Annotated in this window: 24 protein-coding genes; 14 read left to right on the top strand and 10 right to left on the bottom strand. The window is 67.9% G+C overall.

Annotation, left to right across the window (positions count from 1 at the left end):
- Nucleotides 1–151 precede the first annotated feature (151 nt).
- Genes AC0IYU_RS16935 through AC0IYU_RS16925 form a run of 3 tightly spaced genes read left to right on the top strand, consistent with a single transcriptional unit; the run spans nucleotide 152 to nucleotide 2,355 of the window.
- Entirely contained in the window at nucleotides 152–1,546 is a 1,395-nt protein-coding gene (locus AC0IYU_RS16935; RefSeq protein ID WP_472119120.1) for a multicopper oxidase family protein, read from the top strand.
- A gap of 33 nt (nucleotides 1,547–1,579) precedes the next feature.
- Nucleotides 1,580–2,026 (top strand): DUF411 domain-containing protein, encoded by a 447-nt coding sequence (locus tag AC0IYU_RS16930; protein WP_472119117.1) that lies wholly within the window; start codon nucleotides 1,580–1,582, stop codon nucleotides 2,024–2,026.
- 32 nt (nucleotides 2,027–2,058) lie between these two features.
- Nucleotides 2,059–2,355, top strand: coding sequence for a copper-binding protein (locus tag AC0IYU_RS16925; RefSeq protein WP_472119114.1), 297 nt, complete (start codon nucleotides 2,059–2,061; stop codon nucleotides 2,353–2,355).
- Here the strand turns inward: AC0IYU_RS16925 and AC0IYU_RS16920 are convergent.
- Nucleotides 2,318–3,652: an NAD(P)/FAD-dependent oxidoreductase gene (locus tag AC0IYU_RS16920; RefSeq protein ID WP_472119111.1), complete on the bottom strand. Its 1,335-nt coding sequence runs from the start codon at nucleotides 3,650–3,652 to the stop codon at nucleotides 2,318–2,320. The two genes, AC0IYU_RS16925 and AC0IYU_RS16920, sit on opposite strands and share 38 nt — an antisense overlap.
- 40 nt (nucleotides 3,653–3,692) lie before the next feature.
- Between AC0IYU_RS16920 and AC0IYU_RS16915 the strand changes: the two genes are divergently transcribed.
- From AC0IYU_RS16915 to AC0IYU_RS16900, 4 genes are read left to right on the top strand one after another with little or no spacing between them, the layout of a single operon-like run.
- Nucleotides 3,693–4,721: a P1 family peptidase gene (locus AC0IYU_RS16915; protein WP_472119108.1), complete on the top strand. Its 1,029-nt coding sequence runs from the start codon at nucleotides 3,693–3,695 to the stop codon at nucleotides 4,719–4,721.
- Between the two features lie 11 nt (nucleotides 4,722–4,732).
- Entirely contained in the window at nucleotides 4,733–6,112 is a 1,380-nt protein-coding gene (locus AC0IYU_RS16910) for a TAXI family TRAP transporter solute-binding subunit (RefSeq protein ID WP_472119105.1), read from the top strand.
- A 50-nt stretch (nucleotides 6,113–6,162) separates the two neighbouring features.
- Nucleotides 6,163–6,660 (top strand): MerR family transcriptional regulator, encoded by a 498-nt coding sequence (locus tag AC0IYU_RS16905; RefSeq protein ID WP_472119102.1) that lies wholly within the window; start codon nucleotides 6,163–6,165, stop codon nucleotides 6,658–6,660.
- The gene (locus AC0IYU_RS16900) at nucleotides 6,578–7,039 is read left to right on the top strand and encodes a carboxymuconolactone decarboxylase family protein (RefSeq protein WP_472119099.1); all 462 of its coding nucleotides are present in this window, start codon (nucleotides 6,578–6,580) and stop codon (nucleotides 7,037–7,039) included. The genes AC0IYU_RS16905 and AC0IYU_RS16900 overlap by 83 nt, the downstream gene beginning before the upstream one ends.
- 3 nt (nucleotides 7,040–7,042) lie before the next feature.
- Here the strand turns inward: AC0IYU_RS16900 and ettA are convergent, their stop codons facing one another.
- Nucleotides 7,043–8,704, bottom strand: coding sequence for an energy-dependent translational throttle protein EttA (ettA, locus tag AC0IYU_RS16895; protein WP_472119096.1), 1,662 nt, complete (start codon nucleotides 8,702–8,704; stop codon nucleotides 7,043–7,045).
- Between the two features lie 285 nt (nucleotides 8,705–8,989).
- On the opposite strand from ettA, the gene AC0IYU_RS16890 reads away from it, so the two are divergent.
- Nucleotides 8,990–10,810 (top strand): DEAD/DEAH box helicase, encoded by a 1,821-nt coding sequence (locus AC0IYU_RS16890; protein ID WP_472119093.1) that lies wholly within the window; start codon nucleotides 8,990–8,992, stop codon nucleotides 10,808–10,810.
- Between the two features lie 76 nt (nucleotides 10,811–10,886).
- Here AC0IYU_RS16890 and AC0IYU_RS16885 read toward each other — a convergent pair whose 3' ends face one another.
- Nucleotides 10,887–11,603 (bottom strand): hypothetical protein, encoded by a 717-nt coding sequence (locus tag AC0IYU_RS16885; RefSeq protein ID WP_472119090.1) that lies wholly within the window; start codon nucleotides 11,601–11,603, stop codon nucleotides 10,887–10,889.
- 126 nt (nucleotides 11,604–11,729) lie between these two features.
- Between AC0IYU_RS16885 and AC0IYU_RS16880 the strand changes: the two genes are divergently transcribed.
- Nucleotides 11,730–12,770, top strand: coding sequence for an endonuclease/exonuclease/phosphatase family protein (locus tag AC0IYU_RS16880; RefSeq protein ID WP_472119087.1), 1,041 nt, complete (start codon nucleotides 11,730–11,732; stop codon nucleotides 12,768–12,770).
- 18 nt (nucleotides 12,771–12,788) lie between these two features.
- Here the strand turns inward: AC0IYU_RS16880 and AC0IYU_RS16875 are convergent, their stop codons facing one another.
- The 5 genes from AC0IYU_RS16875 to AC0IYU_RS16855 form a co-directional block, all read right to left on the bottom strand.
- Nucleotides 12,789–13,859, bottom strand: coding sequence for an ABC transporter ATP-binding protein (locus AC0IYU_RS16875; RefSeq protein WP_472119084.1), 1,071 nt, complete (start codon nucleotides 13,857–13,859; stop codon nucleotides 12,789–12,791).
- 20 nt (nucleotides 13,860–13,879) lie between these two features.
- A complete protein-coding gene (locus AC0IYU_RS16870; RefSeq protein ID WP_472119082.1) occupies nucleotides 13,880–14,731 on the bottom strand; it encodes a carbohydrate ABC transporter permease in 852 nt (283 codons plus the stop codon).
- Between the two features lie 82 nt (nucleotides 14,732–14,813).
- Nucleotides 14,814–15,701, bottom strand: a complete 888-nt coding sequence (locus tag AC0IYU_RS16865; protein ID WP_435484448.1) for a carbohydrate ABC transporter permease — start codon at nucleotides 15,699–15,701, stop codon at nucleotides 14,814–14,816.
- Nucleotides 15,702–15,738: 37 nt separating this feature from the next.
- A complete protein-coding gene (locus AC0IYU_RS16860) occupies nucleotides 15,739–17,121 on the bottom strand; it encodes an ABC transporter substrate-binding protein (protein WP_472119079.1) in 1,383 nt (460 codons plus the stop codon).
- A 124-nt stretch (nucleotides 17,122–17,245) separates the two neighbouring features.
- Nucleotides 17,246–17,989, bottom strand: coding sequence for a FadR/GntR family transcriptional regulator (locus AC0IYU_RS16855; protein ID WP_435484450.1), 744 nt, complete (start codon nucleotides 17,987–17,989; stop codon nucleotides 17,246–17,248).
- A gap of 148 nt (nucleotides 17,990–18,137) precedes the next feature.
- Between AC0IYU_RS16855 and AC0IYU_RS16850 the strand changes: the two genes are divergently transcribed.
- The 5 genes from AC0IYU_RS16850 to AC0IYU_RS16830 all read left to right on the top strand — a co-directional run bounded on the left by AC0IYU_RS16850 (nucleotide 18,138) and on the right by AC0IYU_RS16830 (nucleotide 22,726).
- Nucleotides 18,138–19,874, top strand: a complete 1,737-nt coding sequence (locus AC0IYU_RS16850) for an IlvD/Edd family dehydratase (RefSeq protein WP_435436393.1) — start codon at nucleotides 18,138–18,140, stop codon at nucleotides 19,872–19,874.
- A 1-nt stretch (nucleotide 19,875) separates the two neighbouring features.
- Nucleotides 19,876–20,784 carry a 2-dehydro-3-deoxygalactonokinase gene (locus AC0IYU_RS16845; RefSeq protein ID WP_472119076.1) on the top strand — a complete coding sequence of 303 codons (909 nt, stop codon included), beginning with the start codon at nucleotides 19,876–19,878 and terminating at the stop codon, nucleotides 20,782–20,784.
- Nucleotides 20,781–21,422: a 2-dehydro-3-deoxy-6-phosphogalactonate aldolase gene (locus AC0IYU_RS16840; RefSeq protein ID WP_472119073.1), complete on the top strand. Its 642-nt coding sequence runs from the start codon at nucleotides 20,781–20,783 to the stop codon at nucleotides 21,420–21,422. Before AC0IYU_RS16845 ends, AC0IYU_RS16840 begins: the two co-directional genes overlap by 4 nt.
- Before the next feature lie 38 nt (nucleotides 21,423–21,460).
- Nucleotides 21,461–22,198, top strand: coding sequence for an aldolase (locus tag AC0IYU_RS16835; protein ID WP_435484454.1), 738 nt, complete (start codon nucleotides 21,461–21,463; stop codon nucleotides 22,196–22,198).
- A 213-nt stretch (nucleotides 22,199–22,411) separates the two neighbouring features.
- Entirely contained in the window at nucleotides 22,412–22,726 is a 315-nt protein-coding gene (locus tag AC0IYU_RS16830; RefSeq protein ID WP_472119070.1) for a hypothetical protein, read from the top strand.
- Between the two features lie 57 nt (nucleotides 22,727–22,783).
- On the opposite strand, the gene AC0IYU_RS16825 is transcribed toward AC0IYU_RS16830, so the two are convergent.
- Nucleotides 22,784–23,491, bottom strand: coding sequence for an SDR family oxidoreductase (locus AC0IYU_RS16825; protein ID WP_472119067.1), 708 nt, complete (start codon nucleotides 23,489–23,491; stop codon nucleotides 22,784–22,786).
- A 37-nt stretch (nucleotides 23,492–23,528) separates the two neighbouring features.
- A complete protein-coding gene (locus AC0IYU_RS16820; RefSeq protein WP_472119064.1) occupies nucleotides 23,529–24,968 on the bottom strand; it encodes an MATE family efflux transporter in 1,440 nt (479 codons plus the stop codon).
- Nucleotides 24,969–24,972 lie beyond the last annotated feature (4 nt).

The raw sequence follows: 24,972 nt of genomic DNA, 5'->3' as shown, positions 1-24,972 counted from the left end.
CCCCTCACCTGCACCCGCGTTCGCTCCCTCCCCTTCCGGGGGAAGGCTGGGGTGGGGGCACGCAGCCTCCACACCGCCAGCCATGCCCACACCTCCAGCCCCGCCGAGCCCCCATCCCAACCTTCCCCCAGAAGGGGAAGGCGCAAACACCATGAACCGTCGCAACTTCTTCGCGGGCGCGGCCACCGCCGTCGCCGCAACCACCGTCAGCCGCGTCTCGATGGCCGCGCTGCCCGAGCCCGTGTCGCAAGGCTCCACCGCCACCGCCCCTCCGCTGGCTCCGCCGAACGGCCGCCCCTACAACCCCGTCGTCACCCTCAACGGCTGGACGCTTCCCTGGCGCATGAATGCAGGCGTCAAGGAATTCCACCTCGTCGCCGAGCCCGTCGTGCGTGAGATGGCCCCGGGCTTCAAGGTCAACATGTGGGGCTACAACGGCCAGTCGCCCGGGCCCACCATCGAGGTGGTCGAGGGCGACCGCGTGCGCATCTACGTGACCAACCGCCTGCCCGAGCACACCACCGTGCACTGGCACGGCCAGCGCCTGCCCAACGGCATGGACGGCGTGGGCGGCATCACGCAGCCGCACATTCCGCCGGGCAAGACCTTCGTCTACGAGTTCACCGCGCGGCGACCCGGCACCTTCATGTACCACCCGCACGCCGACGAGATGGTGCAGATGGCCATGGGGATGATGGGCTTCTGGGTCACGCATCCGAAGGAGAAGCATCCGCTGATCGACACCGTCCAGCGCGACTTCTGCTTCCTGCTCGGCAGCTTCGACGTGGAGCCCGGCAGCGCCACCCCCAAGGTCAACACCATGACCGACTTCAACATCTGGAGCTTCAACAGCCGCGTGTTCCCGGCCATCGACACGCTCAACGTGCGCCGCGGCGACCGCGTGCGCATCCGCGTGGGCAACCTCACGATGACCAACCACCCGATCCACATCCACGGCCACGAGTTCGAGGTGACCGGCACCGACGGCGGCCCGGTGCCGCGCACCGCGCGCTGGCCCGAGGTGTCGGTGGACGTGGCGGTGGGCCAGATGCGGCAGATGGAATTCATCGCCGACGAGGAAGGCGACTGGTCGCTGCACTGCCACAAGGCGCACCACACCATGGGACCGATGGGCCATGAGGTGCCGACCATGATCGGCGTGGACCACAAGGGCGTGGCCGAGAAGATCAGGAAGCTGGTGCCCGACTACATGGTGATGGGCGACAAGGGCATGGCCGACATGGGCGGCATGGAGATGCCCCTTCCCGACAACACGCTGCCCATGATGACCGGCAGCGGCCCCTTCGGCCCGGCCGAGATGGGCGGCATGTTCACGCTGCTGAAGGTGCGGCGCGACCAGAAGCCCGGCGACTACCGCGACCCCGGGTGGTTCAGGCACCCGGCAGGCACGGTGGCGCGCGAAGTGCCGAACTCGGACATCGCGAACGCGCCGCCCGCCGCGCGCAACACGCCCCCCGCCACCCCAGGCAACAGCCCCGACGCGACCGTGCGCAAGCCTTCGGGCCACGGTGCGCACAACCACTGAGCTTCAACAACCCCGACCCCGAGAAAGAAAGACATGCACCGAAGAACCCTGCTGGCGCTGGCCGCCACCCTGCCCATCGCCCCGCTCGCCCGGGCCGCCGCGCCCATGGTCGAGATCTGGAAAGACCCGAACTGCGGCTGCTGCCAGGACTGGGTGAAGCACCTCAACAAGAACGGCTTCGCCACGAAGGTGCACGACAACGGCAACACCGCCGCGCGCACGCGGCTGGGCATGCCGGCCAGGCTGGGCTCGTGCCACACCGGGCAAGTCGGCGGCTATGCCATCGAAGGCCACGTGCCGGCGCGCGAGGTGCAGCGCCTGCTGAAGGAAAAGCCCAAGGCGGTGGGCCTCGCCGTGCCGGGCATGCCGGTCGGCTCGCCCGGCATGGACGGTCCGGCCTACGGCGACCAGCGCGATCCCTACGACGTGCTGCTCGTGCTCGCCGACGGCAGCACACGTGTCTATCAAAGCTATCGCTGAATCAACCGACCACCAAGGAAAGCAAACCCATCATGAAGAAACTGTTCACCGCACTCTGCGCCGCCATGCTCACCGTAGCGGCCTTCGCGCAGGCTGCATTGCCGTCCGTCGAAGGCGAGGTCCGCAAGGTCGACACCGACGCGAAGAAGATCACGCTGAGGCACGGCGACATTCCCAACCTCGAGATGACCGGCATGACGATGGTCTTTCGCGTGAGCGACCCTGCCCTGCTCACCAAGGTGAAGCCGGGCGACAAGGTGCGCTTCACGGCCGACAAGGTCGACGGGGCGCTCACCGTGCTGACGATCGAGCCGGCGCCCGCCAGCTGAAGCGCCCCGGATCGAAGGGCGCCAGCGGCGTCTCGGGTTCGGCGCCTGCCAGCAGTTGCGCCGCCAGCCGCCCGGTACGCGCCGACCCGCACAGGCCCACGTGGCCATGGCCGAAGGCCAGCACGATGTCCGCGCTCGCGGCCGACGGCCCGATGCAGGGCAGGCCGTCGGGCATGCTGGGGCGGCGGCCGATCCAGTGCTTGAACGCCTTGGCGCCGCCGGTCTCTGCCAGCGCCGGATACATCGATTGCAGATGGCGATGCAGGATGTCGGCGCGGCGCCAGTCGGGCTGCGCATCCAGTCCGCCGATCTCGACCTGGCCCGCCGCGCGCAGGCCGCCGTCCATCCAGTGCGCGATGAGCTTGCCGTCGGCCACCATCACCGGCGTGCGCGGGCCCACGGTCGCGCCTTCGACGACCACGTGGTAGCCGCGCTCGGTGTCCAGCGGCACCGCGGAGCCCGCGGCCGCGGCCAGCGGGCCCGAATGGGCGCCGGCGCAGATGGCGGCGGCATCGCACGCGATCTCGCCGTAGCTCACGCGCACCGCGCGCAACCGCCCGCCCTCGATGCGAAAGCCCTGGGCGCGCCCGAAGATCCGTTCGGCCCCTGCCGCGACCGCATGCTGCGCCAGCGCGGCCACGTAGGCGCCCGGATCGCGGCAATGGCCGGCCTCGGGCACGAAGATGCCCAGCGTATAGCGCGCATCGAGGTCGGGTTCGCGGCGGCGCAACTCGTCGACCTGCCACTCGTCCCATCGCACGCCCACGCGTTCACGCACGCGCCAGCCCAGCGCGTCGTCTTCGAACTCGGCGCGCGAGCGGTAGGCATGCAGCAGCCCGCGCTGCTCGATGAGCTGCGGCACGCCCGCCTCGGCCGCGAGCCGCGCGTGCAGCGCGGGCGCGTCCGCCAGCAGGGTGCGCAGCGCGTCGGCGGTGCGCTGCACGCGCGCTTCGGTCCGGCCCGACGCCAGATAGCGCAAGAGCCACGGAAGCGCGCGCGGCAGGTAGCGCCAGCGCACCGCGAGCGGCCCCAGCGGATCGGCCAGCCAGCCCGGCACCTTGCGCCAGGCCCCCGGGAGCGCGGGCGGCACCACCGAGTGCGACGAAAGCCAGCCGGCGTTGCCGTAGCTCGTCGCCTGCGGTCCCCCGGGCGCCTCGGGCTCGAGAAGGGTCACGCGCAGGCCCGCGCGCAAGGCCTCGATGGCGGTGGCGCAGCCCACCGCGCCCGCGCCGATCACGACCACATGGCGGCGCGCATCTCCAGTGGCGCCGGCGGAGAAACTTCTTGCAACTGTCATGCAGCGGATCGTAGAGGGTGCGGTCCCATAATCGGCCGCCATGTCCGCCCTCTCTCATTCCTCTTCTTCTTTCGCCGGTTCCATCACCGACGTCGCCGGCATCGAAGTCGGCCATTTCTCCGACACCCGCCGCCCCACCGGCTGCACCGTGATCATGGCGCGCGACGGCGCCGTGGGCGGCGTGGACGTGCGCGGCGCCGCGCCCGGCACGCGCGAGACCGACCTGCTTGCGCCCGGCAACCTCGTGCAGCACGTGCACGCCGTGATGCTCGCGGGCGGCAGCGCCTGGGGCCTGGCGGCGGCCGAGGGCGCGATGCGCTGGATGGAAGAACGCGGCATCGGCATGGACGTGCGCTTCGGCACCCTGCCCATCGTGCCGGCCGCCGTGCTGTTCGACCTGCCGATGGGCGACGCGCGCATCCGGCCCGACGCCGCCGCGGGCTATGCCGCCTGCGAGGCTGCGAGCACCGCGGCACCCGCGGAAGGCAACGTGGGCGCGGGCACCGGCGCGCTGGTGGGCAAGCTGTTCGGCGTGCACCGCGCAATGAAGGGCGGCATCGGCACCGCGTCGGTCACGGTCGGCGGCGTCACCGTGGGCGCGCTGATTGCCGTCAACTCGCTGGGCGACGTGATCGACCACGACACCGGCCGGCCCGTGGCCGGCGCGCGCACCGAAGACGGCACCGCGCTGCTGGACACGCGCCGCGCGCTGCTGCGCGGCGAGCTGCCCAAGCCGCTGCTGGCGGGCACCAACACCACCATCGGCGTGATCGCCACCGACGCGGTGCTGACCAAGGTGCAGGCCAACCGGCTGGCCATGGTGGCGCACGACGGCCTGGCGCGCGCCATCAACCCGGTGCACACCATGAGCGACGGCGACACCCTGTTCGCGCTGGCCACCGGCCGCGTGCCGCTCGAAGGCAACGCCCCCGGCATGACGGTGCTCAGCACCATGGCGGCCGAGGCCGTGGCCATCGCCACGCTGCGCGCGGTGCTCGCCGCACGCACGGTGACGGTGGGCGAGCTGCACATTCCCTGTGCCGCCGACCTCGGCACGCCGCGAGGCTGAAAGCACACACCATGGCCATGCCCAAGACACTCAAGCTGATCCTGCTGTCGATCCGCGACCTGATTGCCTCGGCGGGGCCGATCGTGTTCCTCGTCATCGGCCTGCTGATTGCGGCCTACTGGTACCTGCAGCCGCAGCCGCCCAAGCACGTGACGCTGGCCACCGGCCCCACGGGCAGCGCCTACGCGCAGTTCGGCAAGCGCTACGCGGAAGCGCTCAAGCACACGGGCATCGAGGTGGAACTGAAGGCCACCTCGGGCTCGACCGAGAACCTGCAGCTGCTGCGCACCGGCGGCGCCGACGTGGGCTTCGTGCGCGGCGGCAGCGCCGACCCGAAGGCCGACGAGGAGGCCGGGCTCAACTCGCTGGGCAGCCTGTTCTTCGAGCCGGTGTGGCTGTTCTACCGCGCCGACACGGCGCAGAAGATCGACCGCAAGACGGGCGCGCTCACCTCGCTCACGCAACTGCGCGGCCTGCGCGTGAACGTCGACCTGCCGGGCAGCGGGCTGCCCGAGATCATGGAGCGCCTGTTCAAGGCCAACAAGCTCGGCCCCGACGACCTGCTGCTGTCCAATCTGGAGCAGAGCGCCGCGGCTGCCGCGCTGGAGGCCGGGCTGCTCGACGCCATCGTGCTGTCTTCCGCGCCGCAGTCGCCGCAGGTGCAGCGCCTGCTGCGTTCGGACGACATCAAGCTGATGGACTTCGGCCAGGCCGACGCCTACTCGCGGCGCTTTCCATTCCTGTCGGCCGTGACCCTGCCGCGCGGCGTGGTCGACCTGTCGAAGGACCTGCCGCCGCACGACGTGGCGCTGCTCGCGGCCACCACCTCGCTGCTGTCGCGCGAAGAGACGCACCCCGCGCTGCGCCAGTTGTTCGCGCAGGCCGCGCAGTCGGTGCACAGCGGCGCGGGCTGGTTCAACCGGGCGCGCGACTTTCCGAACACGCGCACCAGCGAACTGCCGGTGAGCCCCGAGGGCGACCGCGCCATCAACGGCACGCCGCCGGCGTGGCAGCGCTACCTGCCCTTCTGGGCCAGCAACCTCATCGAGCGCATGTGGCTGGTGCTGGGCGGCTTGCTGGTGCTGATGCTGCCGCTGAGCCGCGTGGTGCCGCCGCTGTACCAGTTCCGCGTGCGCCGGCGCGTGTTCCGCTGGTATGCGCGGCTGCGCGACATCGAGGCGAAGGTCGACGCAAGGACCGAGGTCAAAGAGGGCGAGCAGAAGGCCCTGCTCGACGACCTCGACCAGCTCGACCGCACGGTGAACAAGGTGGCGGTGCCGCTGTCGTATGCGGACGAGCTCTATGCGCTGCGCAACAACATCTACGCGGTGCGCAAGCGGGTGCTGGCGCGTGGAATGCCGGCTGCCGACATGGGCACCGCGCCAAGATAGTTCGACAAGCGCTTGACTTGGAGCGCGCTCTAATTTCGAGAATCGACGCCATGGAAACCAGTCTGACCATTGCGGAAGTCGCGCAGCAAACCGGCCTCACGGCCTACACGCTGCGCTACTACGAACGCATCGGGCTGATTGCCGCGGTGCCGCGTGCACCGGGCGGTCAGCGGCGCTATGCGCGCGCCGACATGGACTGGCTGGCTTTCCTGTTGCGCCTGCGCGAGACCGGCATGCCCATCCAGGGCATGCAGGCCTTCGCCAGGCTTCGAAGCCAGGGGGACGCCAGCGTCGGCGAACGGCGCGAGATGCTCGAGCAGCACCTTGCCGAAGTTCAGGCCAAGGTGGCGGCGCTGCAGCAATCCATGCAGGCGCTGTCGCTGAAGATCGACCACTACCGCGCGGTCGAGAAGACGAAGAAGCGTCCTCCTTCATCGGGCACTGCCCCGGAAGGAAAGACGAGCAATGACGAACACACAGAACCAGGGCCACAACGACAACCTGCGCTACGCGCGTGGCCTGGCCAAGCTCCACGAGATCGACGGTGAAGGCGGCGTCAAGGTGGTCGAGAGCCTGGCCGGTATCGCGCCGGACTTCGCCCGCCTGCTGATCGAGTTTCCGTTCGGCGACATCTACGCGCGCCCCGGCCTCGACCTGCGCGCGCGCGAGATCGCGGTGGTGGCCGCGCTCACCGCCATGGGCAATGCGGCGCCGCAGCTGAAGGTGCACATCCAGGGCGCGTTGAACGTCGGCGTGACGCGCACCGAGGTCGTCGAGGTCATCATGCAGATGGCGGTGTACGCGGGCTTCCCGGCGGCACTCAACGGGCTGACCGCGGCACGCGAGGTGTTTGCGGCGGACGATGAAAAAAGCGCGCGGCCCCTTGCGGAACCGCGCGCTCTTGCTGAAGCAGCCGAAGCCGCCTGAGGCTTACTTCAGGGCCTTGTAGCGCATGCGCTTGGGTTTTGCGCCTTCTTCGCCGAGGCGCTTCTTCTTGTCGGCTTCGTACTCCTGGTAGTTGCCGTCGAAGAAGGTCCACTGGCTGTCGCCTTCGGCCGCGAGGATGTGTGTGGCAATGCGGTCGAGGAACCAGCGGTCATGGCTGATGACCATGACGGTGCCGGCGAACTCGAGCAGCGCGTCTTCGAGTGCGCGCAGGGTTTCCACGTCCAGGTCGTTCGACGGTTCATCGAGCATGAGCACGTTGCCGCCGGCGATCAGGGTCTTGGCCAGGTGCAGGCGACCGCGCTCGCCGCCCGACAGCGTGCCGACCTTCTTCTGCTGGTCCGCGCCGTTGAAGTTGAAGCGACCTGCATACGCACGGCTGGCCATCTGGAACTTGCCGACATTGATGATGTCCAGCCCGTTCGAGATGTCTTCCCACACGGTCTTCTGGTTGGCGAGCTCGTCGCGGTGCTGGTCCACAAAAGCCGCCTTGACGGTCGAGCCGATGACCACATGGCCGCTGTCCGGCTGCTCCTTGCCCGCGAGCAGCTTGAACAGCGTCGACTTGCCGGCGCCGTTCGGGCCGATGATGCCGACGATCGCGCCCGGCGGAACGGTGAAGCTCAGGTTGTCGATCAGCATGCGGTCGCCGAAGGACTTGCTGACGCCGTGGAACTCGAACACCTGCTGGCCCAGCCGCTCGGCCACAGGAATGAAGATTTCCTGCGTTTCGTTGCGCTTCTGGTATTCCATGTCGCTCAGCTCTTCGAAGCGGGCCAGGCGGGATTTGCTCTTGGCCTGGCGTGCCTTCGGGTTCTGGCGCGACCACTCCAGTTCCTTCTTCAGCGCCTTGGCGTGGGCTTCTTCGCTCTTTTGCTCCTGCGCCAGGCGTTCGCCCTTCTGCTCGAGCCAGGTGCTGTAGTTGCCCTTCCAGGGAATGCCGCGACCGCGGTCCATTTCCAGGATCCACTCGGCCGCGTTGTCGAGGAAGTAGCGATCGTGGGTGATGGCCACCACGGTGCCCGTGAAGCGCTGCAGGAACACTTCGAGCCACTCCACCGATTCGGCGTCCAAGTGGTTGGTCGGCTCGTCGAGCAGCAGCATGTCGGGCTTGGACAGCAAGAGGCGGCACAGCGCCACGCGCCGCTTTTCGCCGCCCGACAGCAGGCCGATCTTGGCGTCCCACGGCGGCAGGCGCAGCGCGTCGGCGGCGATTTCCAGCTGATGCTCGGAATCGGTGCCGGCGGTGGCGATGACGGCTTCGAGCTGGGCCTGCTCGGCCGCCAGCGCGTCGAAGTCGGCGTCTTCGGCACCGTAGGCGATGTACACCTCTTCGAGACGCGCCTTGGCCGCGAACACCGCGCCCATGGACTCCTCGACCGATTCGCGCACCGTGTGCTCGTCGTTGAGCTTGGGTTCCTGCTCCAGGTAGCCGATCGTCATTCCCGGCATGGGCAGCGCCTCGCCCTCGAACTCCTTGTCCACACCCGCCATGATCTTGAGCAGCGTGGACTTGCCCGAGCCGTTCAGGCCGAGCACGCCGATCTTGGCGCCGGGGAAGAAAGAGAGCGAAATGTCTTTCAAGAGCTGCCGCTTGGGCGGCACCGTCTTGCTGACACGGTTCATCGAGTAGACGTATTGAGCCATCTGTGAATAGTTACCTTGGGTACAAAGATTCGGGGAAAACGCGCGCGCCAGCGAAAAGGAATCGGGCGCGGCAAACCACCGATTATCGACTCATGCGACAATACACACCGTTGCCGGGTCCAGTTGCCCGCAACACCGGCTCTCTGCCGGGGACGAAGAAGACCCTTCTCACAACAGGTTTTCCGGCTCCCACCCCTGACCTTCATCTGCCTTGACTGGCTCGGCGTCAACAAGACGTCAAGCGGGCCGATGCCACTGCGCCGTGTATGGCGCTTATTGTTTCCAATGAATTTTGAAGAACTGAAGCTGGCTCCCGCCATCTTGAAGGCTGTGCTCGAACACGGCTACGACACACCCACGCCCATCCAGGCGCAAGCCATCCCCGCGGTGCTCGAAGGTCATGACCTGCTGGGCGGCGCACAAACCGGCACCGGCAAGACGGCTGCCTTCACCCTGCCGATGCTGCACAAGCTCACCATGAGCCGCAGCGCCACCAACAAGTTCGGCGGCGTCGGCATCCGTGCCCTCGTGCTGACCCCTACCCGCGAACTCGCGGCGCAGGTCGAAGAATCGGTTCGCACGTACGGCAAGTACCTGCAGCTCGACTCCACCGTGATCTTCGGCGGCGTGGGCATGAACCCGCAGATCAGCAAGCTCAAGAAGGGCGTCGACATCCTCGTCGCCACCCCCGGCCGCCTGCTCGACCTGCAGCAGCAAGGCATGCTCGACCTGAGCCAGGTCCAGATGCTGATCCTGGACGAAGCCGACCGCATGCTGGACATGGGCTTCATCCACGACGTGAAGAAGATCCTGGCCCTGGTGCCCAAGGAAAAGCAGAGCCTGCTGTTCTCGGCCACCTTCAGCGACGAAATTCGCGACCTGGCCGCCACGCTGCTCAAGAACCCGCAAAGCATCCAGGTCACGCCGCGCAACACCACCGTGCAGCGCATCACCCAGGTGATCCACCCGGTGGGCCGCGGCAAGAAGAAGGCGCTGCTCGCGCACATCATCAACGAGCACAAGTGGAGCCAGGTGCTCGTGTTCACGCGCACCAAGTTCGGCGCCAACAGCGTGGCCGAGTTCCTGACCAAGAACGGCATCGAGGCGATGGCGCTGCACGGCAACAAGAGCCAGAGCGCCCGCACGCAGGCGCTGGCCGGCTTCAAGAGCGGCGACATCCGCGCGCTGGTGGCCACCGACATCGCCGCGCGCGGCATCGACATCGACGAGCTGCCGCACGTCGTGAACTACGAGATCCCGAACGTCAGCGAAGACTACGTTCACCGCATCGGCCGCACCGGCCGTGCCGGTTCGAGCGGCGAGGCCGTGAGCTTCGTGTGCCTGGACGAAGAAGGCTTCATGCAGGAAATCGAACGCTTCACCAAGCAGACGATTCCGGTGCAGATCGTCGAGGGCTTCGGTCCTGAAGACGGCGAACGCGCCGAACCGATCGCCATGGGTCGCCAGACGATCTGGGGCGGCGCCGGTCGTCCGCCGAGCCGCGACGTGATGCAGGCAGCCGCCAAGGCCGCCCGCACCGAGATGCTCTCGCGCATTCGTGAGAACAAGGCCGGCCAGGGTGGCGGCGAACGCGCCGGCGGCGGCGGCGGCGGCGGTCAACGCCGTGGCGGTGGCCAGGGTGCCGGTGCTGGCGGCGGTCAAGGCCGCAACGCCAATGGCGGCGGTCAAGGCCAGGGCCAGGGCCCGCGCGGCCAGGGCGCACGCCCGGCGCAAGGCCGTGGCCCGCAAGGTCCGGCGCGCGCGCCGCACCATGCACCGCAGCACCCGCAACAGAACCATCTGCCGCATGACGAGCGCCAACCGCGCCATCACGGCAACAGCCACAGCCCGACGCAAGCCAACCAGGTGGCGCATCTGCGCGCCGAAGCGGTCGCAGGTGGCGAGGGCCAGCCGGATCCGTTGCGCACGAGCGTCGACCACATGGGTGCCGGCCGCGGTCGCGGTCGCCCGGGCGGCGGCGGCGGTGGCGGCTACGGCGGCAACCGTTCGGGCGGCGGTGGCCGTTCGGGTGGTGGTGGCGGCTACGGCGGCGGCGGTGGCCGTTCGGGTGGCGGCGGTGGCGGTGGCCGTTCGTTCGGTCGTTAAATATCGCGGGCAGGCCACACCTGCCCGGCACTCCAGATCAAGGGCGCTTCGGTGCCCTTTTTCTTTTGGCGCCCGCTCAGCGCGGCGGCGCCGTGCTCGCGCGGATGTTCTTCGCGATGCGCAACGCCAGCGCGTCCACGGCGTCGTCGTAGCTTTGCGCCACGGCCTGCGGCTGGCCCACAAGCTCGCCGAAGCTCGCCCAGCGGTACGCCGGATTGCCCGGCACGCTGGTCGGCGTGTCGCCGCTGGCGTCGGCGCCGTAGTAGATCGTGTCCGTCCAGACGGTGTCGCCGTCCGTGGCACTCATCAGGTAGCCGCTCACGTTGACGCGCGGCACGTAGTCGTTGGAAAAGCGCGCCGACAGCATGCCGACCTCGTTGAAGTACACGTGCAGCACGGGCAGCGAGGTCGGCAGCTTCGCCAGGTCGATGTTGTCGGGCGACCCCGCGGGCCGCACCACGCCGTCGAGCAGCTGCGCCTGGTAGCCCTGTGCATTCAATTGCGCGACCAGCGCCGCCGTGAGCCTGGGCCCCATGCCCTTGCGCACGGACTCCATGCGCTCGTTGAAGTCCGAGCCCTTCACGCGGTCGGCAATCGACTGCCACAGCACGCCGAGCGGGACGCCCTTGTTTTCGGTGTGCAGCTTGGCGATGGGCGCCACCGGGATCACCATGATGCGGGTGACGGTGGGCGGCGGGGCCGGGGGGCTGGAGCCACAGGCGGCGAGCCAGAGGCTGCCCACCAGTGCGCAGGCAAGAAGAAGGCGGCGTGACGGGGCGTGATGAGGGTTCATGTGCTCCGCGCGCTGCGCGGCTCCCTGGGTTCGTTTTTCTGGCGTTGCACGCTTGGCTTGGCAACCAGCGGCGCACTGTGCAACAGTTTGGTTAGCAATCGTAACTCGGTCCACAATCGTGTCGCCATGCAAACCATTCCTCCCAACTACGCCACCCTCTTCGTCGCCACCTGCAACCTCCTGAACCTCGCGAACCCGAACCGCGTGTACTACGAGAACCAGGACGGGTACACCGAGCGCGAGTACGAGCGAAAGATCGACTGGACGGGCGAGCGCTTCCACGCGCTCAATGCCGACGTGCTGGCGGTGCAGGAGGTGTGGGACGAGGCGGCGCTCAAGGCCTGCATCGCGCGCAGCGGGTTGCGCTACGACTTCGTGTCGGTGCCCGGTGCGGAAAACACGCCGCTGCCCGGGAGCCCGCCGGACTCGCCTGCACGGCCGGGCGCCCAGGGCACGCCCCGCGTGGGCATCGCCACGCGGCTGAAGGTGGACGACGTGCGCTCATTCGTCGACTTTCCGCCGGGCTTCGGTGTCGAAGTGCCCGGCCTGGGCCCGCACACCCGCTTCGAGCGCCCGCCCCTGCTGGCCACGGTGCGCATGAAGCACGGCCAGCAGGTGCATGTGCTCACGGTGCACCTGAAGTCCAAGCGCCCGAAGTTCCTGCAGGACGCGCAGGGCAACCCCCTGGAGGACCGCGACGACCGCAAGGTCGGCGTGATGGCCTCGCTGCGCTCGCTGCTGATGCGCGGCGCCGAGGCCGCGGCCCTGCGCTGCATCGTCATCGACCTGCTGCAGGGCACCAACGTGCCGCTGGTGGTGATGGGCGACTTCAACGACAACCCGCACAGCGTGACCACGCAGCTCGTGGCGGCCACATCGGAGGTGGCATACGACAGGTCGGCGCGCGACGTGGCGCTGTTCAACGCCTACGAGATGCAGGGCGAGTCGGCGCTCAAGAAGGACGTGGCTTATTCGCACATCCACCAGGGCTTTCCGGACGTGCTCGACCAGATCCTGGTGAGCGAGGAATTCGTTGCCACCAGCCGCCACAGCCTGGGTGACGTGCGCAGGGTCGACTACTTCAACGACCACCTGCACGAGGGGCGCGACCGTTCGCGCTCCGACCACGGCTTCGTGCGCGCGCTGCTGCGGCTGCGCACGGACTGACCTGCCCGCCGCGCCTCTTCAGACCATGCGCTTGCCGGTCTGACGGTCGAACAGGTGCACGCTCTCGGACTCGATGGCCAGGCGCACGAGTTCGTCGGGCCTGGCATCGACACGGCCGTGCACCGCCAGCACCAGCCTGGCTTCGCCAACCTGCACCAGCAGTTCGGTCTCCGCGCCCGTGGGTTCGACCACGATGACCTTGGCTTGCACGCCGTTCGAGCCGCCGCCGAGCGTCATGTCGCCGGGGCGCACGCCGTAGTGCACCGGCTGGCCATCGGGGGCGGAGGTGCCCGTCGGCACCGGCCAGCGCGCGCCCTGCGACTCGACCCAGCATTCGCCGCCCGCACGCCGCACCGTGCCCTCGATCACGTTCATCGACGGCGAACCGATGAACTGCGCCACGAACAGGTTGTCGGGGCGGTCGTACAGGTCCAGCGGCGTGCCGATCTGCTCGACGATGCCGTCGTGCATCACCACGATGCGGTCGGCCATGGTCATGGCCTCGATCTGGTCGTGCGTGACGTACACCGTGGTGGTCTTCAGGCGCTGGTGCAGCGCCTTGATCTCGGCGCGCATCGCCACGCGCAGCTTGGCGTCCAGGTTGGAAAGCGGCTCGTCGAACAGGAACACCTTGGGGTCGCGCACGATGGCGCGGCCCATGGCCACGCGCTGGCGCTGCCCGCCCGACAGCTCGCGCGGGTAGCGTCCGAGCAGCGCATCGAGGTTGAGGATCTTCGCGGCGCGCATCACGCGCTCGTCGGTCACCGACTTCTCTGCATTGCGCAGGCGCAGGCTGAATCCCATGTTCTCGCCCACCGTCATGTGCGGGTAGAGCGCATAGCTCTGGAACACCATGGCGATGTCGCGGTCCTTCGACTCGAGGTCGTTGACCACGCGGCCGTCGATGACGATCTCGCCGCCGCTGATGTCCTCCAGGCCAGCGAGCATGCGCAGCAGCGTCGACTTGCCGCAGCCCGAAGGCCCGACCAGCACGACGAACTCGCCGTCGGTGATGTCGAAGCCCAGGCCCTTGATGATCTGGACCTTGCCGAAGGATTTCTCGATATTGCGAAAGGATACGGAAGCCATTTTTCAGTTCCTGCGTTGGCTCAGCTCTTCACGGCGCCGGCCGTCAGGCCGCCCACCATGTAGCGCTTGAATGCGTAGTAGATCGCCGCGGGCGGCAATGCGTAGATCAGGCCCGTGGCCATCAGCAGCTCCCACGGCGAATCGTCGGCCGAGAGGAAGTTGCCCAGCGCCACCGCCAGCGTCACGCTCTTGTCGTTCGACAGCAGCAGGAAGGCATACAGGTACTCGTTCCACGCGAGCAGCAGCGAGTACGTGCCCACCGCCACCAGCGACGGCACCATCAACGGCAGGTACACCAGGCGAAACAGCTGCAGCGGCGAGGCGCCGTCCATGCGCGCGGCTTCATCGAGTTCGTACGGCAACTTGTCGGAGGCTTGTTTCAGCACCCAGATGCAGTACGGCGACGCAATGGTCACCATTGCCAGGATCAGCGCCCACTGGCTGTTGAGCAGTCCGTAGTTGCCCATGGTCTTGTACATGGGCACGGCCAGGAAGGCCGCCGGAATGAAGTACGTGAACAGCGCCAGGTTCATCACCGTGCGCCCGCCGCGCACACGCAGCCGGCTGATGGCGAACGCGGCGGTGGTCGCCACGAACAGCGTGATCGCACCCACCGACAGCGCAATGACCAGCGAGTTGCCCAGCTGCACCCAGAAGTGGCTCAGGTAGAAGTGCTTTTGCTGGAACACCGTGGCAAAGTTGTTCAGCGTGGGGTGCGAGGGCCACAGGTGGCCGGAGGTCGCCGAGTCCTTCGAAGAGAACGCGAACAGGGCCATGTGGTAGATCGGGACCAGCGTCCACAGCAGCACCGGAATGCCGATGAGCAGCAGCTTGGCCTCGGTCAGCACGGCCTTGGGGGTCCAGCGCTTCATATTGCCCTCCGACGAGCCGCCTCAAGGGAAGCAAGCGCCCCCTCGGGGGGCGGTGAATACACGAAGTGATGAACGTGGGGGCTCATTTCGAGAGCCTCTTCATCATGAAATAGACCAGTGGCAAGACGAGCGGCATGGCCACCACGATGGATGCCATCGACAGGTCGACCTGGTCGAGCCGCAGGTAGCGGATGCCCAGCGTGGCGAGTACGTGCGTCAGGTCGGCAGGGCCACCACCCGTGAGCAGGTACACGCTGTTGAAGTCGCCCAGCGTCCAGATCATCGAGAGGATGAGCGAGGTGACGTAGAGCGTTTTCAGCGCGGGCCAGCTCACGAAGCGGAACTTCTGCCACGAGGTGGCGCCGTCGACCGACGCCGCCTCGTACTGCTCGCCCGGAATGGCCAGCCGCCCGGCCACGAGAATGAGCGTCCAGAACGGCAGCGACTTCCACACGTGCACCAGCATCGCGAAGCCCAGGGCCAGCGACGGGTCGTTGAGCCAGTTGGGACCGTCGGCGCCGGTCAGGCGGAAGATGGTGGTGTTGATCACGCCCCATTCGGGGTTGAGCATGAAGCGGAACGACAGGATGGTGGGAATCGAAGGCATCGCCCACGGCAGGATGAAGATCGCCGAGATGATCTTGATCCACCAGCGCGATGTGACGAAGAAGCCCGAGAGCACGAGTGCCACGGCCATCTTGATGTTGATCGCCACGACCAGGAAGACGGCCGTGTTGATGACGGAGCGGAAGAAGATCGGGTCTTCGACCAGCTTCACGTAGCTTTGCGGATGGCGGGCGAGCCACAGCCCGTAGCCCACCGGGTAGAGCACGAACACCACGAACACCAGCAGGTAGGGCACGACCATCACCGCGCCCCAGAACTGCCAGCGCGCGTGGCGCGCACCCAGGTTGGCAACAGGCGCCGCGGGAGTCGCGGCGGCAGCGGGAGCAGTGACGGTCGAGCTCATGGCGTCGGCAGCAGTGCGTTGTCGGGATGCGCCGCGCTTACTGCGCGGCCACCGTCTTGATGCGCGCGATCATCTCGTCGACCGCCTTGTCCACCGGCACCTTGTCGGTCACGATGCGGCTCATGGCCTTGGCCCAGACGTTCTCGTTGTTGATCACGGTGAAGCGGTAGTTCTTGGTGAACTCGAAGGTCACGGTGCCCGCGGCGTACTGGTTGAACACCGACTTGCGATGCGAATCGGCCTGCCAGAACGGGCTGGCCTGCCCGGTCTTGGTGACCGGGAACCAGCGGCCCAGCGAACCCTCGACATACGGCGTGAGGTTTTCTTCCTGCAGCAGGAAGGACACGAACTCCCTGGCGCGCGCCTTGTTCTTGCCGTCCTTGAACACCACGCCCGTCTTCACGGCCGTGCGGTAGACCATCTTGGTGCCGTCGGGCTTGGTCGGGAAGCCGGCCGTGCGGATGCGCTCGGTGTAGTTCTTCTTCGCCTCTTCACGCTGCTCGGGCGTGAGCGTGGCGTTGTTCGAGTCGTCGAGCCACTTGGCCGGCAGCGAGATGGTCGCGTTGTGCGTCATCACGGTCGTCTTGTTGTGGAAGGCGACGTTGTTGTCCGGGTCCTTCCAGCTGGTGGACGAAGGCGGCGTGCAGCCCGTGAGGTAGGGCTTGGTGTAGTCCGTCATGGCGGCGATGAGGCCGGTGCGCACCTTGGGGTCGTCCACGAGCAGCTTGCCGTTGTCGTCGACCAGCTTCACGTTGTAGGCGTCCATGAAGGTCAGGAACGAATAGAACGCGTCGCTCGAATCCACGCCCATCGGCATGCCGATGCCGAAGGTGCGCTTGCCGCTCTTCTGGCGGCTCGCGGGCTGAACCTTCTCGCACCAGAAGGGCCAGTATTCCTTCCAGGTGGTGGGGATGTCGGACTCCTTGAAGCCGGCCTCCGCGAGCATGTCGAGCCAGTACTCGATGTGCATGGTCTGCTGCTTGATCGGGAAGGCGTAGTAGGCCTTCTTCTTGGTCTGGTCGTTGTAGAGGAAGGTGGTCTCGATCGTGTTGGTCGCGAAGCGGTCCTTCATGGGCGTGAGCACGCTGCCGATGTCTTCGAGCTTGCCGTCGAAGGCCCACTTGCCGGTGACCTGGAAGTCGTACACGTCGGCATAGGCCACGTCGGGCGGGCTGCCGGAGTCGAGCGCGGACACGGTCTTCGGAATCATGTCCTGCACCGGGTACTGCGACAGCTCGACCTTCACGTCCTTGTGCTTGTCCTCGAACTTCTTGATGGCGGCGAACAGCGCGTCGTCCTCCGCCTTGTAGAAGCCCTTGACCCACCAGACGGTGAGTTTCTCTTGTGCTGCGGCGTTGCCTGATGCGATCAGGCCCAGCGCGACCAGCGTCGGCGCAATGAGCGACTTGACGAGTTTCATGGTTGTGTCTCCTTCTCTTTTTCGGTGGAATTGGCTCGGCGGGCGAGCGTAGGGTGAAAGAACCGGATGCGAACTGCGGACAAACGCGTAGACGGGCGCAGGGGGCGTGAACGTCGTGGTGCGGCTAGCTGGCCTTGAGCCTGGGCGGCGGCCTGCTCAGGCGCGGCAGGCGGCGACGCGAACCGAGAATTTCCTCGATGTCCTGGCGCGCGCCGTCGATGAGGCGAATGACCGCCACTTCGGCCAGCCCGGGCTCGTGCGCGATCACCGCGTCGAGCACCGCGCGGTGCAGCGGCAGCGAGAGCGCGGGGCCGTCGGGCTTGGTGGTCGACAGCTCGAAGCTGGTGCGCAGCAGCGCATTGAGCGCCTTGCTCATCTGCGCCAGCATGCGGTTGCGCGCGGCGCTCAGCAGGCCGTTGTGAAAGCGCAGGTCGAAGGTGACGTAGTCGCCGCCGTTTTCCACGGCCTCCTTCATGCCGGCGTAGGCCTGCTCGATCTCGTCGATGTCTTCCTGGCTGGCCCGCTCCGCCGCGAGGCGCACGGCAGCCGGCTCCACCACGCGGCGCAGGTCCTGCAGGTCGCGCAGGAACTCGGGCGTGAGGCCGGCGCGCGCCTGCCAGGTGATGACGTCGGGGTCGAACCAGTTCCACTTGTCCTTGGGCAGCACGCGGGTACCGACCTTCGGCCCCGTCACGATCAGGCCCTTGGCCGCGAGCGACTTGATGGCTTCGCGCACCACCGTGCGGCTCACGCCGAGCTCCTCGCCGAGGATGGGCTCCGCAGGGATCGACGCGCCGATCGCGTAGCGCCCCGAGACCACGGCTTCACCGAGCAACTCGAGGGTGCGGCCGTGGATGTTCTTGATCATGTGTGATGTGAAATTTGCTATCTCGCCGCTCGCAAATCCTGAGGTCTCCACGGCTTGACCGCGCTTATCATATGATGATTGAAATCGACCTTCGGCAGGACAAACCCTGAGGTTTGGGGCCGCTGAAACCAATAAACGGAGACACCCCATGAGCACTTCCCCCAAGAAAAAATCCGGCGAGCTTCGCAGCCAGCAATGGTTCGGCCGCAACGACCGCGACGGCTTCATCTACCGAAGCTGGATGAAGGGCAAGGGCGTGCCGCACGACCAGTTCGACGGTCGCCCGGTCATCGGCATCTGCAACACCTTCAGCGAACTCACGCCCTGCAACTCGCACTTCCGCACGCTGGCGGAGCAGGTGAAGATCGGCGTGTACGAAGCGGGCGGCTTCCCGCTCGAGTTCCCGGTGATGTCGCTCGGGGAAACCCTGCTGCGCCCCACCGCCATGCTGTACCGCAACCTCGCGAGCATGGACGTGGAAGAGAGCATTCGCGGCAACCCGCTCGACGGCGTGGTGCTGCTCATGGGCTGCGACAAGACCACGCCTGCCTTGATGATGGGCGCGGCCAGCGTCGACCTGCCGACCATCGGCGTGTCGGGCGGCCCGATGCTCTCGGGCAAGTGGCGCGGGCAGGAACTGGGCTCGGGCACCGGCGTGTGGCAGATGAGCGAGCAGGTGCGCGCCGGCACGCTCAAGCTGCAGGAATTCTTCGAAGCCGAGAGCTGCATGCACCGCAGCCACGGCCACTGCATGACGATGGGCACCGCGAGCACCATGGCCTGCATGGTCGAGTCGCTGGGCATCGGCCTGCCGGGTAACGCGGCCTACCCTGCCGTCGATGGCCGGCGCAACGTGCTTGCGCGCCAGGCGGGCCGGCGCATCGTGGACATGGTCCACGAGGACATGAACATGTCGAAGATCCTCACGCGCCAGGCCATCGAGAACGCGATCAAGGTCAATGCGGCCATCGGCGGCTCGACCAACTTCGTGATCCACCTGCTGGCCATTGCGGGGCGCATCGGCGTCGACCTGACGCTGGACGACTTCGACCGCCTCGCCTCCGAGCTGCCCTGCCTGGTGAACCTGCAGCCCTCGGGCCAGTACCTGATGGAAGACTTCTGCTATGCGGGCGGCCTGCCGGTGGTGATCAAGGAAATTGCCGACCACCTGCACAAGGACATCCTCACCGTTACCGGCCAGAGCCTGTGGGACAACGTGAAGGACGCCGAAAACTATGGCCCGCAGGTGATCCGCCCGCTGGCCGAGCCCTTCAAGGAGAACGCCGGCATCTGCGTGCTGCGCGGCAACCTCGCGCCCAACGGCGCCATCATCAAGCCCAGCGCGGCCACGCCGGAACTGCTGGTGCACAAGGGCCGCGCGGTGGTGTTCGAGAGCGCCGAAGACCTGCACAAGCGCATCGACGACGAGAACCTGGACATCGACGAGCACTGCGTCATGGTGCTGAAGAACTGCGGGCCCAAAGGCTACCCGGGCATGGCCGAGGCGGGCAACATGCCGCTGCCGCCGAAGGTGCTGCGCAAGGGCATCACCGACATGGTCCGCATCAGCGACGCGCGCATGAGCGGCACGGCCTACGGCACGGTGGTGCTGCACACGGCCCCGGAAGCGGCTGCCGGCGGGCCGTTGGCGCTGGTGCAGGACGGCGACATCGTCGAACTCGACGTGCCCAACCGCAAGCTGCATCTGCACGTCAGCGACGAAGAGCTGGCCAAGCGGCGCGAGAAATGGGTCGCGCCCAAGGCGCCGCTCGATTCCGGTTACTGGAAGCTGTACGTCGACACGGTGCTTCAGGCCGACCAGGGGGCCGACCTGGCCTTCCTGCGTGGTCGCCGCGGGGCCTTCGTGCCGCGCGACAATCATTGAGATGACAAGACTGATAGCGATCGACTGGGGCACGAGTTCACTGCGCGGCGCGCTGCTGGACGCGAGCGGCAAGGTACTCGAAGAACGCAGCGACGCGCGCGGCATCCTCAGCGTGCCTGAAGGCGGCTTTCCCGCCGTCTTCGACGCCTTGTTCGGCGACTGGATGCGCCTGGAAGGCGCGCGCTGCCTGATCTCCGGCATGGCCGGAAGCAAGCAGGGCTGGGTCGAGGCGCCCTACTGCGCATGCCCCGCGGGCCGCGTGGAAGTGGGCCGCAGGATCATCGACATCGACGCCATTGCGCGCGCGCGCGTCGCGATCGTGCCGGGCCTGAGCGACGAGCACGCCGGCGTGCCCGATGTGATGCGCGGGGAGGAAGTGCAGATCTTCGGCGCCATGTCGATCACCGGGCTGGACGACGGCGTGTTCGTGCTGCCCGGCACGCACAACAAGTGGGTCACGGTGAAGAAGGGCCGCGTCGCGGGCTTTCGCACCTACATGACGGGCGAGTTCTATGCACTGCTGAGCCAGCACTCGATCCTTGCGCGCACGCTCGACGTGGCCGCGCCGCTGGACGAAGCCTCCTTTCTCGAAGGCGTCACGCGCTCCGAGAACGGCCACGGCCTGCTGCACAACGCCTTCGGCACGCGCACGCTCGCGCTGTTCGAGCGCATGCCCAGGCAGGAGCTGTCGAGCTACCTCTCGGGCCTGCTGATCGGCGAAGAACTGCGCACGCAGTCGCTGCAGGCGGTGGGCGAGGTGGTGCTGATCGGCTCCTCCGCCCTCACCCAACGCTACACACTGGCCCTGCGCGCCACCGGCGTCGCCACGCGCACGCTGGGCGCCGAAGCCACCTGGGCCGGACTGCACGCGCTGTCCGGCTTCCTCGACACCGACCGGACGCCCGCATGACCACGCCCCTCGACAAATTCAATGCCGCCATGCGCGCACTGCCCCTGGTGGCCATCCTGCGGGGCCTGTCCCCCGCCGAGGCCGCCGATGTCGGCGACGCCATCGTCGAGCCGGGCTTCCTGCTGCTCGAAGTGCCGCTCAACTCGCCCCGGCCGCTGGAGAGCATCGCGCTGATGCGCCAGCGCTTTCCCCAGGCGCTGGTCGGCGCGGGCACGGTGCTGAGCGCGCAGCAGGTGCGCGACGTGCAGGCGGCCGGCGGCGAGCTGATCGTCTCGCCCAACTTCAACGCCGAGGTCATTGCCGAGGCCGCGCGCCTGGGCATGGTCTGCCTGCCCGGCGTGATGACGCCGACCGAGGCCTTCGGCGCGCTCGCGGCGGGCGCCACCGGGCTCAAGCTGTTCCCCGCCGAGCTGGCCTCGCCCGCCGTGGTGAAGGCGTTGCTGGCCGTGCTGCCTGCCGGCACGCCGGTGATGCCCGTGGGCGGCATCACGCCCGCGAACATGGCCGAATGGCGCGCAGCGGGTGCGGCCGGCTTCGGCATCGGCTCCGCGCTGTACAAGCCCGGCAAGCAGGCCTCGGCGGTGCGCGACGATGCGAAGAAATTCGTCGCGGCCTGGCACGGCCTCACCCTGGCCTGACCGGCGCCCCCTTCACAAGAACAAAAGGAGACCCCACCATGTCCGCCGATTCCGACTACGCCAGCCCCGCCGTTCGCAAGCTGCGCGAAGACCTGGCCCTGGCCCTTCGCGCGGCCGCCCACCACGGGCTGTCCGAAGGCGTGTGCAACCACTTCAGCGTGATGCTGCCGGGCGCACAGGACCGCTACCTCATCAATCCACGCGGGCTGCACTGGAGCGAGATCGGCGCCGACGACATCGTGCTGATCGACGTGCACGGCGAAGTGCTGGCGGGCCGTCACCGCGTGGAGCCCACGGCCCTGTTCATCCACGGCGCGGTGCACCGGCTCACGGGCCATGCGGTCGTGCTGCACTGCCACATGCCGTATGCCACGGCGCTCACGATCACGGTCGACCGCGCGCTCGACCCCACCGCCAGCCAGAACGCGATGCGCTACATGAACCGCATTGCCATCGATGCCGAGTACAACGGCCTGGCCCTGGACGACGCCGAGGGCGAACGCATCGCGCGCGCCATGGCCGGCAAGGACGTGGCCTTTCTGGCCAACCACGGCGTGATCGTGGCGGGCGGCACCATCGCGCACGCCTACGACGACCTCTACTACCTGGAGCGCGCCTGCCTGCACCAGGTGATTGCGCAGTCGACCGGGCGCCCGCTGGTTCCGGTGAATGCGAAGCTGGCTGCGCACGTGGCGGCGCAGATCCAGGGCGAGCGCGAACAGTCCGACCTGTTCTTCGAGGCGCTGCGGCGCATGCTGCCGGCCCCGCGGGCCTGAGCCAAAGGCCTACAACGATTGGCGTGCCCCGTGAGGCGCGCCGAAGCCGTTGCGCCTTTAGGATGTTGGCGTGAGTCGTGATTGCCGCAGCGCACCAACAAGAATTGCCGCGCGCACGGGCTTACAGCTCTTCATCCGATTTCGCTCCAGCCTTACACGTGCTTCACACGGGGACGCGAGGATGAGGCTTCCAACCACATACCGGGGGATCACATGAAAAAGCTTACTTTCGCATTCGCAGCCGCAGCCTTGTTGTCGCTGGCCGCGCTCAGCGCGCCGGCGCAAGCCCAACGTGGCGGCCCCATCATCCAGGCGCAGGTGTATGTCGTGCCGCCGCCTCCGCCGCGCCGCTACTACGCACCGCCGCCCCCGCCGCGCTACTACAACGCGCCGCGCCACTACGGCCCCGATCGCCATTACCGCGATCGCCGCTGGGACGACCGCCGCCACTATGGCCGCCGCGACAGCGACCGCGACGGCGTGCCGAACCGCTACGACCGCCGGCCGAACAATCCGTACCGCTACTGATGCAAAAACCCGGGCCTGGCCCGGGTTTCTGTTTGTGACGGCAGTTGTTGCGTCTACCTACGCCGGGGCGGACGCGTAAGGCGGCGTGTCGCTCGACAGCCCCTGCTTCAGCTGCCGCGAGACCCCGTCGGCCAGCACCTCGGGCTTGCCGGCCTCCACGCCTTCGAGCGCCTGGCGCGCCACGTCGTCAGGCGACACCTTGTCGCCCGGAATGTGCGCGGCCATGTCGGTGTCCATCAGGGCCATGTGCAGGCTCGTGACCTGCGTGCCCTGCCCCGCGAGCTCGTTGCGCAGGCCGTTGCTCAGCGACCAGGCGGCCGACTTCGTCGCGCTGTAGGTGGCCACGCCCGGGAAGGTGGTCCAGCTCAGCGCCGACAGCGCATTGACGACGGCACCGCCGCCGTTGGCCGCGAGCACCGGCGCGAAAGCCTGCGTCACCGCCCAGGGGCCGAAGAAATTGGTTTCGAACTCGGCGCGCGCCGCGGCCACGGCATCGGGCGAACCCAGAAAGCTCGAACCGCGCGAGATGCCCGCGTTGTTGATGAGCAGCGTGACGTCGCCGCAGGCGCGCGCGGCTGCCTCGATCTGCGCGGGCTGCGTCACGTCGAGCGCGACCGGGGTCACGCCGGGCAGCGTGATGCTCCGGGCGTCGCGCGCCGCGCCATAGACCTTGCGGGCGCCGGCGGCCAGCGCCGCCTTGGCGAATGCCAGGCCAAGGCCGCGGTTGGCGCCGGTGATGAAAACGACGGAGTCCTTGATTTTCATGGCGAGCTTTCGTTGAACGAGGTTGTTGAAAATTGCTTCAGGCCTGCGCCACGCGGCGCAGCAAGCCGTTGGTGGTGCGCGGCCAGCCCACGCGGCCGAACCAGGCGCCGCCCGCAATGGCCGACGCGATCACGATGCCGTACACCACCAGCGCCACGCCTTGCGCAGCGAACACGCCGGTGAGCCCGCCGCCCCAGCGCAGCGCCAGCCAGCCGCCGGTGCCTGCCACCACCAGGCGCGCGATATTGCCCAGCACCGGCCACAGCAGCCGGCCCGCGCCCTGCGACGCGAAATACAGCACCAGCCCGACACCGAAGAAGCCGTACAGCGGCCCCACCACGCGCAGGTAATGTTCGCCGGTTTCGAGCATGGCGGGGTCGTTGCCGAACAGCATCAGCCAGGGCCGCGGAAACAGCGCTGCCACCACCCCGATGGTCTCGGTCAATGCAAAGGCCATCGCCGCGCCGGCCCAGGTGGCACGCAGCGCGCGCTCGCGCTGCCCCGCGCCCATGCAGGTGCCGACCATGGCGACCAGCGGCGCGCCCAGGCCGAACACCAGCGGCACCAGCAGGTACTCGAGCCGCGAAGCCGTGCCGTAGCCGGCCAGCGCGCCCGAGCCGAAGTGGCCCGTGAGCGCGGTAGCGATGCCGATCGACAGGTTGGTCGCCACCGTCGACACCGCGCCCACCAGACCGATGCCCAGGATGTCGCGGAACATCGGCCAGCGCAGCTTGAGCGCGTCGAGCGTGGGCCGCAGCAGGCTGCGCGGCGAGCGCAGGTAGACGATGAGCGCAATCGAACCCAGCAGGTAGTACAGCAGCAGCGCCATCGCACCGCCCGCGATGCCCATGCCCGGCAGCGGGCCGAAGCCGAAGATCAGCAGCGGCGATGCGGGAACGAGGAACACCACGCCCACCACCGTCACATTGGCCGGCACCGACATGTTGCCGGTGCCGCGGATGATGGCCGACAGCGAATTGAAGAGCCACACCAGCACCGCGCCCGCGAACACCCAGTTCGAGTAGGTGAGCGCGGCCTCCAGCGCCGCCCCCGTGCCGCCCATGATTCCGTAGAGCCAGCGTCCGCCCAGCAGCAGCGCCAGCGTGAAGCACAGGCCGAAGCCCAGCGCGATGACGATGGCATGCCACACCAGCGCGTCGGCGTCCGCGCGGCGGCGCGCACCGAGCGCGCGGGCGATCGACGAGGCAATGCCGCCTCCCATGGCGCCGCTGGACGTCATCTGCATCAGCATGACGATGGGGAACACCAGCGCCATGCCCGCCAGCGCATCGGTGCCCAGCTTGCCGACGAAGTAGGTCTCGATGAGGCCGACGGAGGCCTGCGCTACCATCACCAGCACGTTGGGCGCGGCCAGCCGCAGCAGCGTGGGCACGATGGGCGCCTCGAGCAGGCGGCGCGTGCGCGGGTCGAGCTCGCCCTGGGCCTGCGGCGCTTTCGGCGGTGTGGACGTTGTCATGGCA

The organism is Variovorax sp. AC103, assembly GCF_979254005.1.
The sequence above is the reverse complement of the archived record's forward strand: the minus strand, read 5'-3'. Positions and strand labels throughout refer to the sequence as shown.

What these genes read in the sequence shown, in the direction of transcription:
- AC0IYU_RS16835 (WP_435484454.1), top strand. Translation starts at nt 21,461, where the DNA reads ATGTCCGCCGATTCCGACTACGCCAGCCCCGCCGTTCGCAAGCTGCGC.
- AC0IYU_RS16850 (WP_435436393.1), top strand. Translation starts at nt 18,138, where the DNA reads ATGAGCACTTCCCCCAAGAAAAAATCCGGCGAGCTTCGCAGCCAGCAA.
- AC0IYU_RS16915 (WP_472119108.1), top strand. Translation starts at nt 3,693, where the DNA reads ATGTCCGCCCTCTCTCATTCCTCTTCTTCTTTCGCCGGTTCCATCACC.
- AC0IYU_RS16910 (WP_472119105.1), top strand. Translation starts at nt 4,733, where the DNA reads ATGGCCATGCCCAAGACACTCAAGCTGATCCTGCTGTCGATCCGCGAC.
- AC0IYU_RS16870 (WP_472119082.1), bottom strand. Translation starts at nt 14,731, where the DNA reads ATGAAGCGCTGGACCCCCAAGGCCGTGCTGACCGAGGCCAAGCTGCTG.
- AC0IYU_RS16880 (WP_472119087.1), top strand. Translation starts at nt 11,730, where the DNA reads ATGCAAACCATTCCTCCCAACTACGCCACCCTCTTCGTCGCCACCTGC.
- AC0IYU_RS16875 (WP_472119084.1), bottom strand. Translation starts at nt 13,859, where the DNA reads ATGGCTTCCGTATCCTTTCGCAATATCGAGAAATCCTTCGGCAAGGTC.
- AC0IYU_RS16825 (WP_472119067.1), bottom strand. Translation starts at nt 23,491, where the DNA reads ATGAAAATCAAGGACTCCGTCGTTTTCATCACCGGCGCCAACCGCGGC.
- AC0IYU_RS16865 (WP_435484448.1), bottom strand. Translation starts at nt 15,701, where the DNA reads ATGAGCTCGACCGTCACTGCTCCCGCTGCCGCCGCGACTCCCGCGGCG.
- AC0IYU_RS16885 (WP_472119090.1), bottom strand. Translation starts at nt 11,603, where the DNA reads ATGAACCCTCATCACGCCCCGTCACGCCGCCTTCTTCTTGCCTGCGCA.
- AC0IYU_RS16855 (WP_435484450.1), bottom strand. Translation starts at nt 17,989, where the DNA reads ATGATCAAGAACATCCACGGCCGCACCCTCGAGTTGCTCGGTGAAGCC.
- AC0IYU_RS16860 (WP_472119079.1), bottom strand. Translation starts at nt 17,121, where the DNA reads ATGAAACTCGTCAAGTCGCTCATTGCGCCGACGCTGGTCGCGCTGGGC.
- AC0IYU_RS16920 (WP_472119111.1), bottom strand. Translation starts at nt 3,652, where the DNA reads ATGACAGTTGCAAGAAGTTTCTCCGCCGGCGCCACTGGAGATGCGCGC.
- ettA (WP_472119096.1), bottom strand. Translation starts at nt 8,704, where the DNA reads ATGGCTCAATACGTCTACTCGATGAACCGTGTCAGCAAGACGGTGCCG.
- AC0IYU_RS16830 (WP_472119070.1), top strand. Translation starts at nt 22,412, where the DNA reads ATGAAAAAGCTTACTTTCGCATTCGCAGCCGCAGCCTTGTTGTCGCTG.
- AC0IYU_RS16820 (WP_472119064.1), bottom strand. Translation starts at nt 24,968, where the DNA reads ATGACAACGTCCACACCGCCGAAAGCGCCGCAGGCCCAGGGCGAGCTC.
- AC0IYU_RS16925 (WP_472119114.1), top strand. Translation starts at nt 2,059, where the DNA reads ATGAAGAAACTGTTCACCGCACTCTGCGCCGCCATGCTCACCGTAGCG.
- AC0IYU_RS16930 (WP_472119117.1), top strand. Translation starts at nt 1,580, where the DNA reads ATGCACCGAAGAACCCTGCTGGCGCTGGCCGCCACCCTGCCCATCGCC.
- AC0IYU_RS16845 (WP_472119076.1), top strand. Translation starts at nt 19,876, where the DNA reads ATGACAAGACTGATAGCGATCGACTGGGGCACGAGTTCACTGCGCGGC.
- AC0IYU_RS16890 (WP_472119093.1), top strand. Translation starts at nt 8,990, where the DNA reads ATGAATTTTGAAGAACTGAAGCTGGCTCCCGCCATCTTGAAGGCTGTG.
- AC0IYU_RS16840 (WP_472119073.1), top strand. Translation starts at nt 20,781, where the DNA reads ATGACCACGCCCCTCGACAAATTCAATGCCGCCATGCGCGCACTGCCC.
- AC0IYU_RS16935 (WP_472119120.1), top strand. Translation starts at nt 152, where the DNA reads ATGAACCGTCGCAACTTCTTCGCGGGCGCGGCCACCGCCGTCGCCGCA.
- AC0IYU_RS16900 (WP_472119099.1), top strand. Translation starts at nt 6,578, where the DNA reads ATGACGAACACACAGAACCAGGGCCACAACGACAACCTGCGCTACGCG.
- AC0IYU_RS16905 (WP_472119102.1), top strand. Translation starts at nt 6,163, where the DNA reads ATGGAAACCAGTCTGACCATTGCGGAAGTCGCGCAGCAAACCGGCCTC.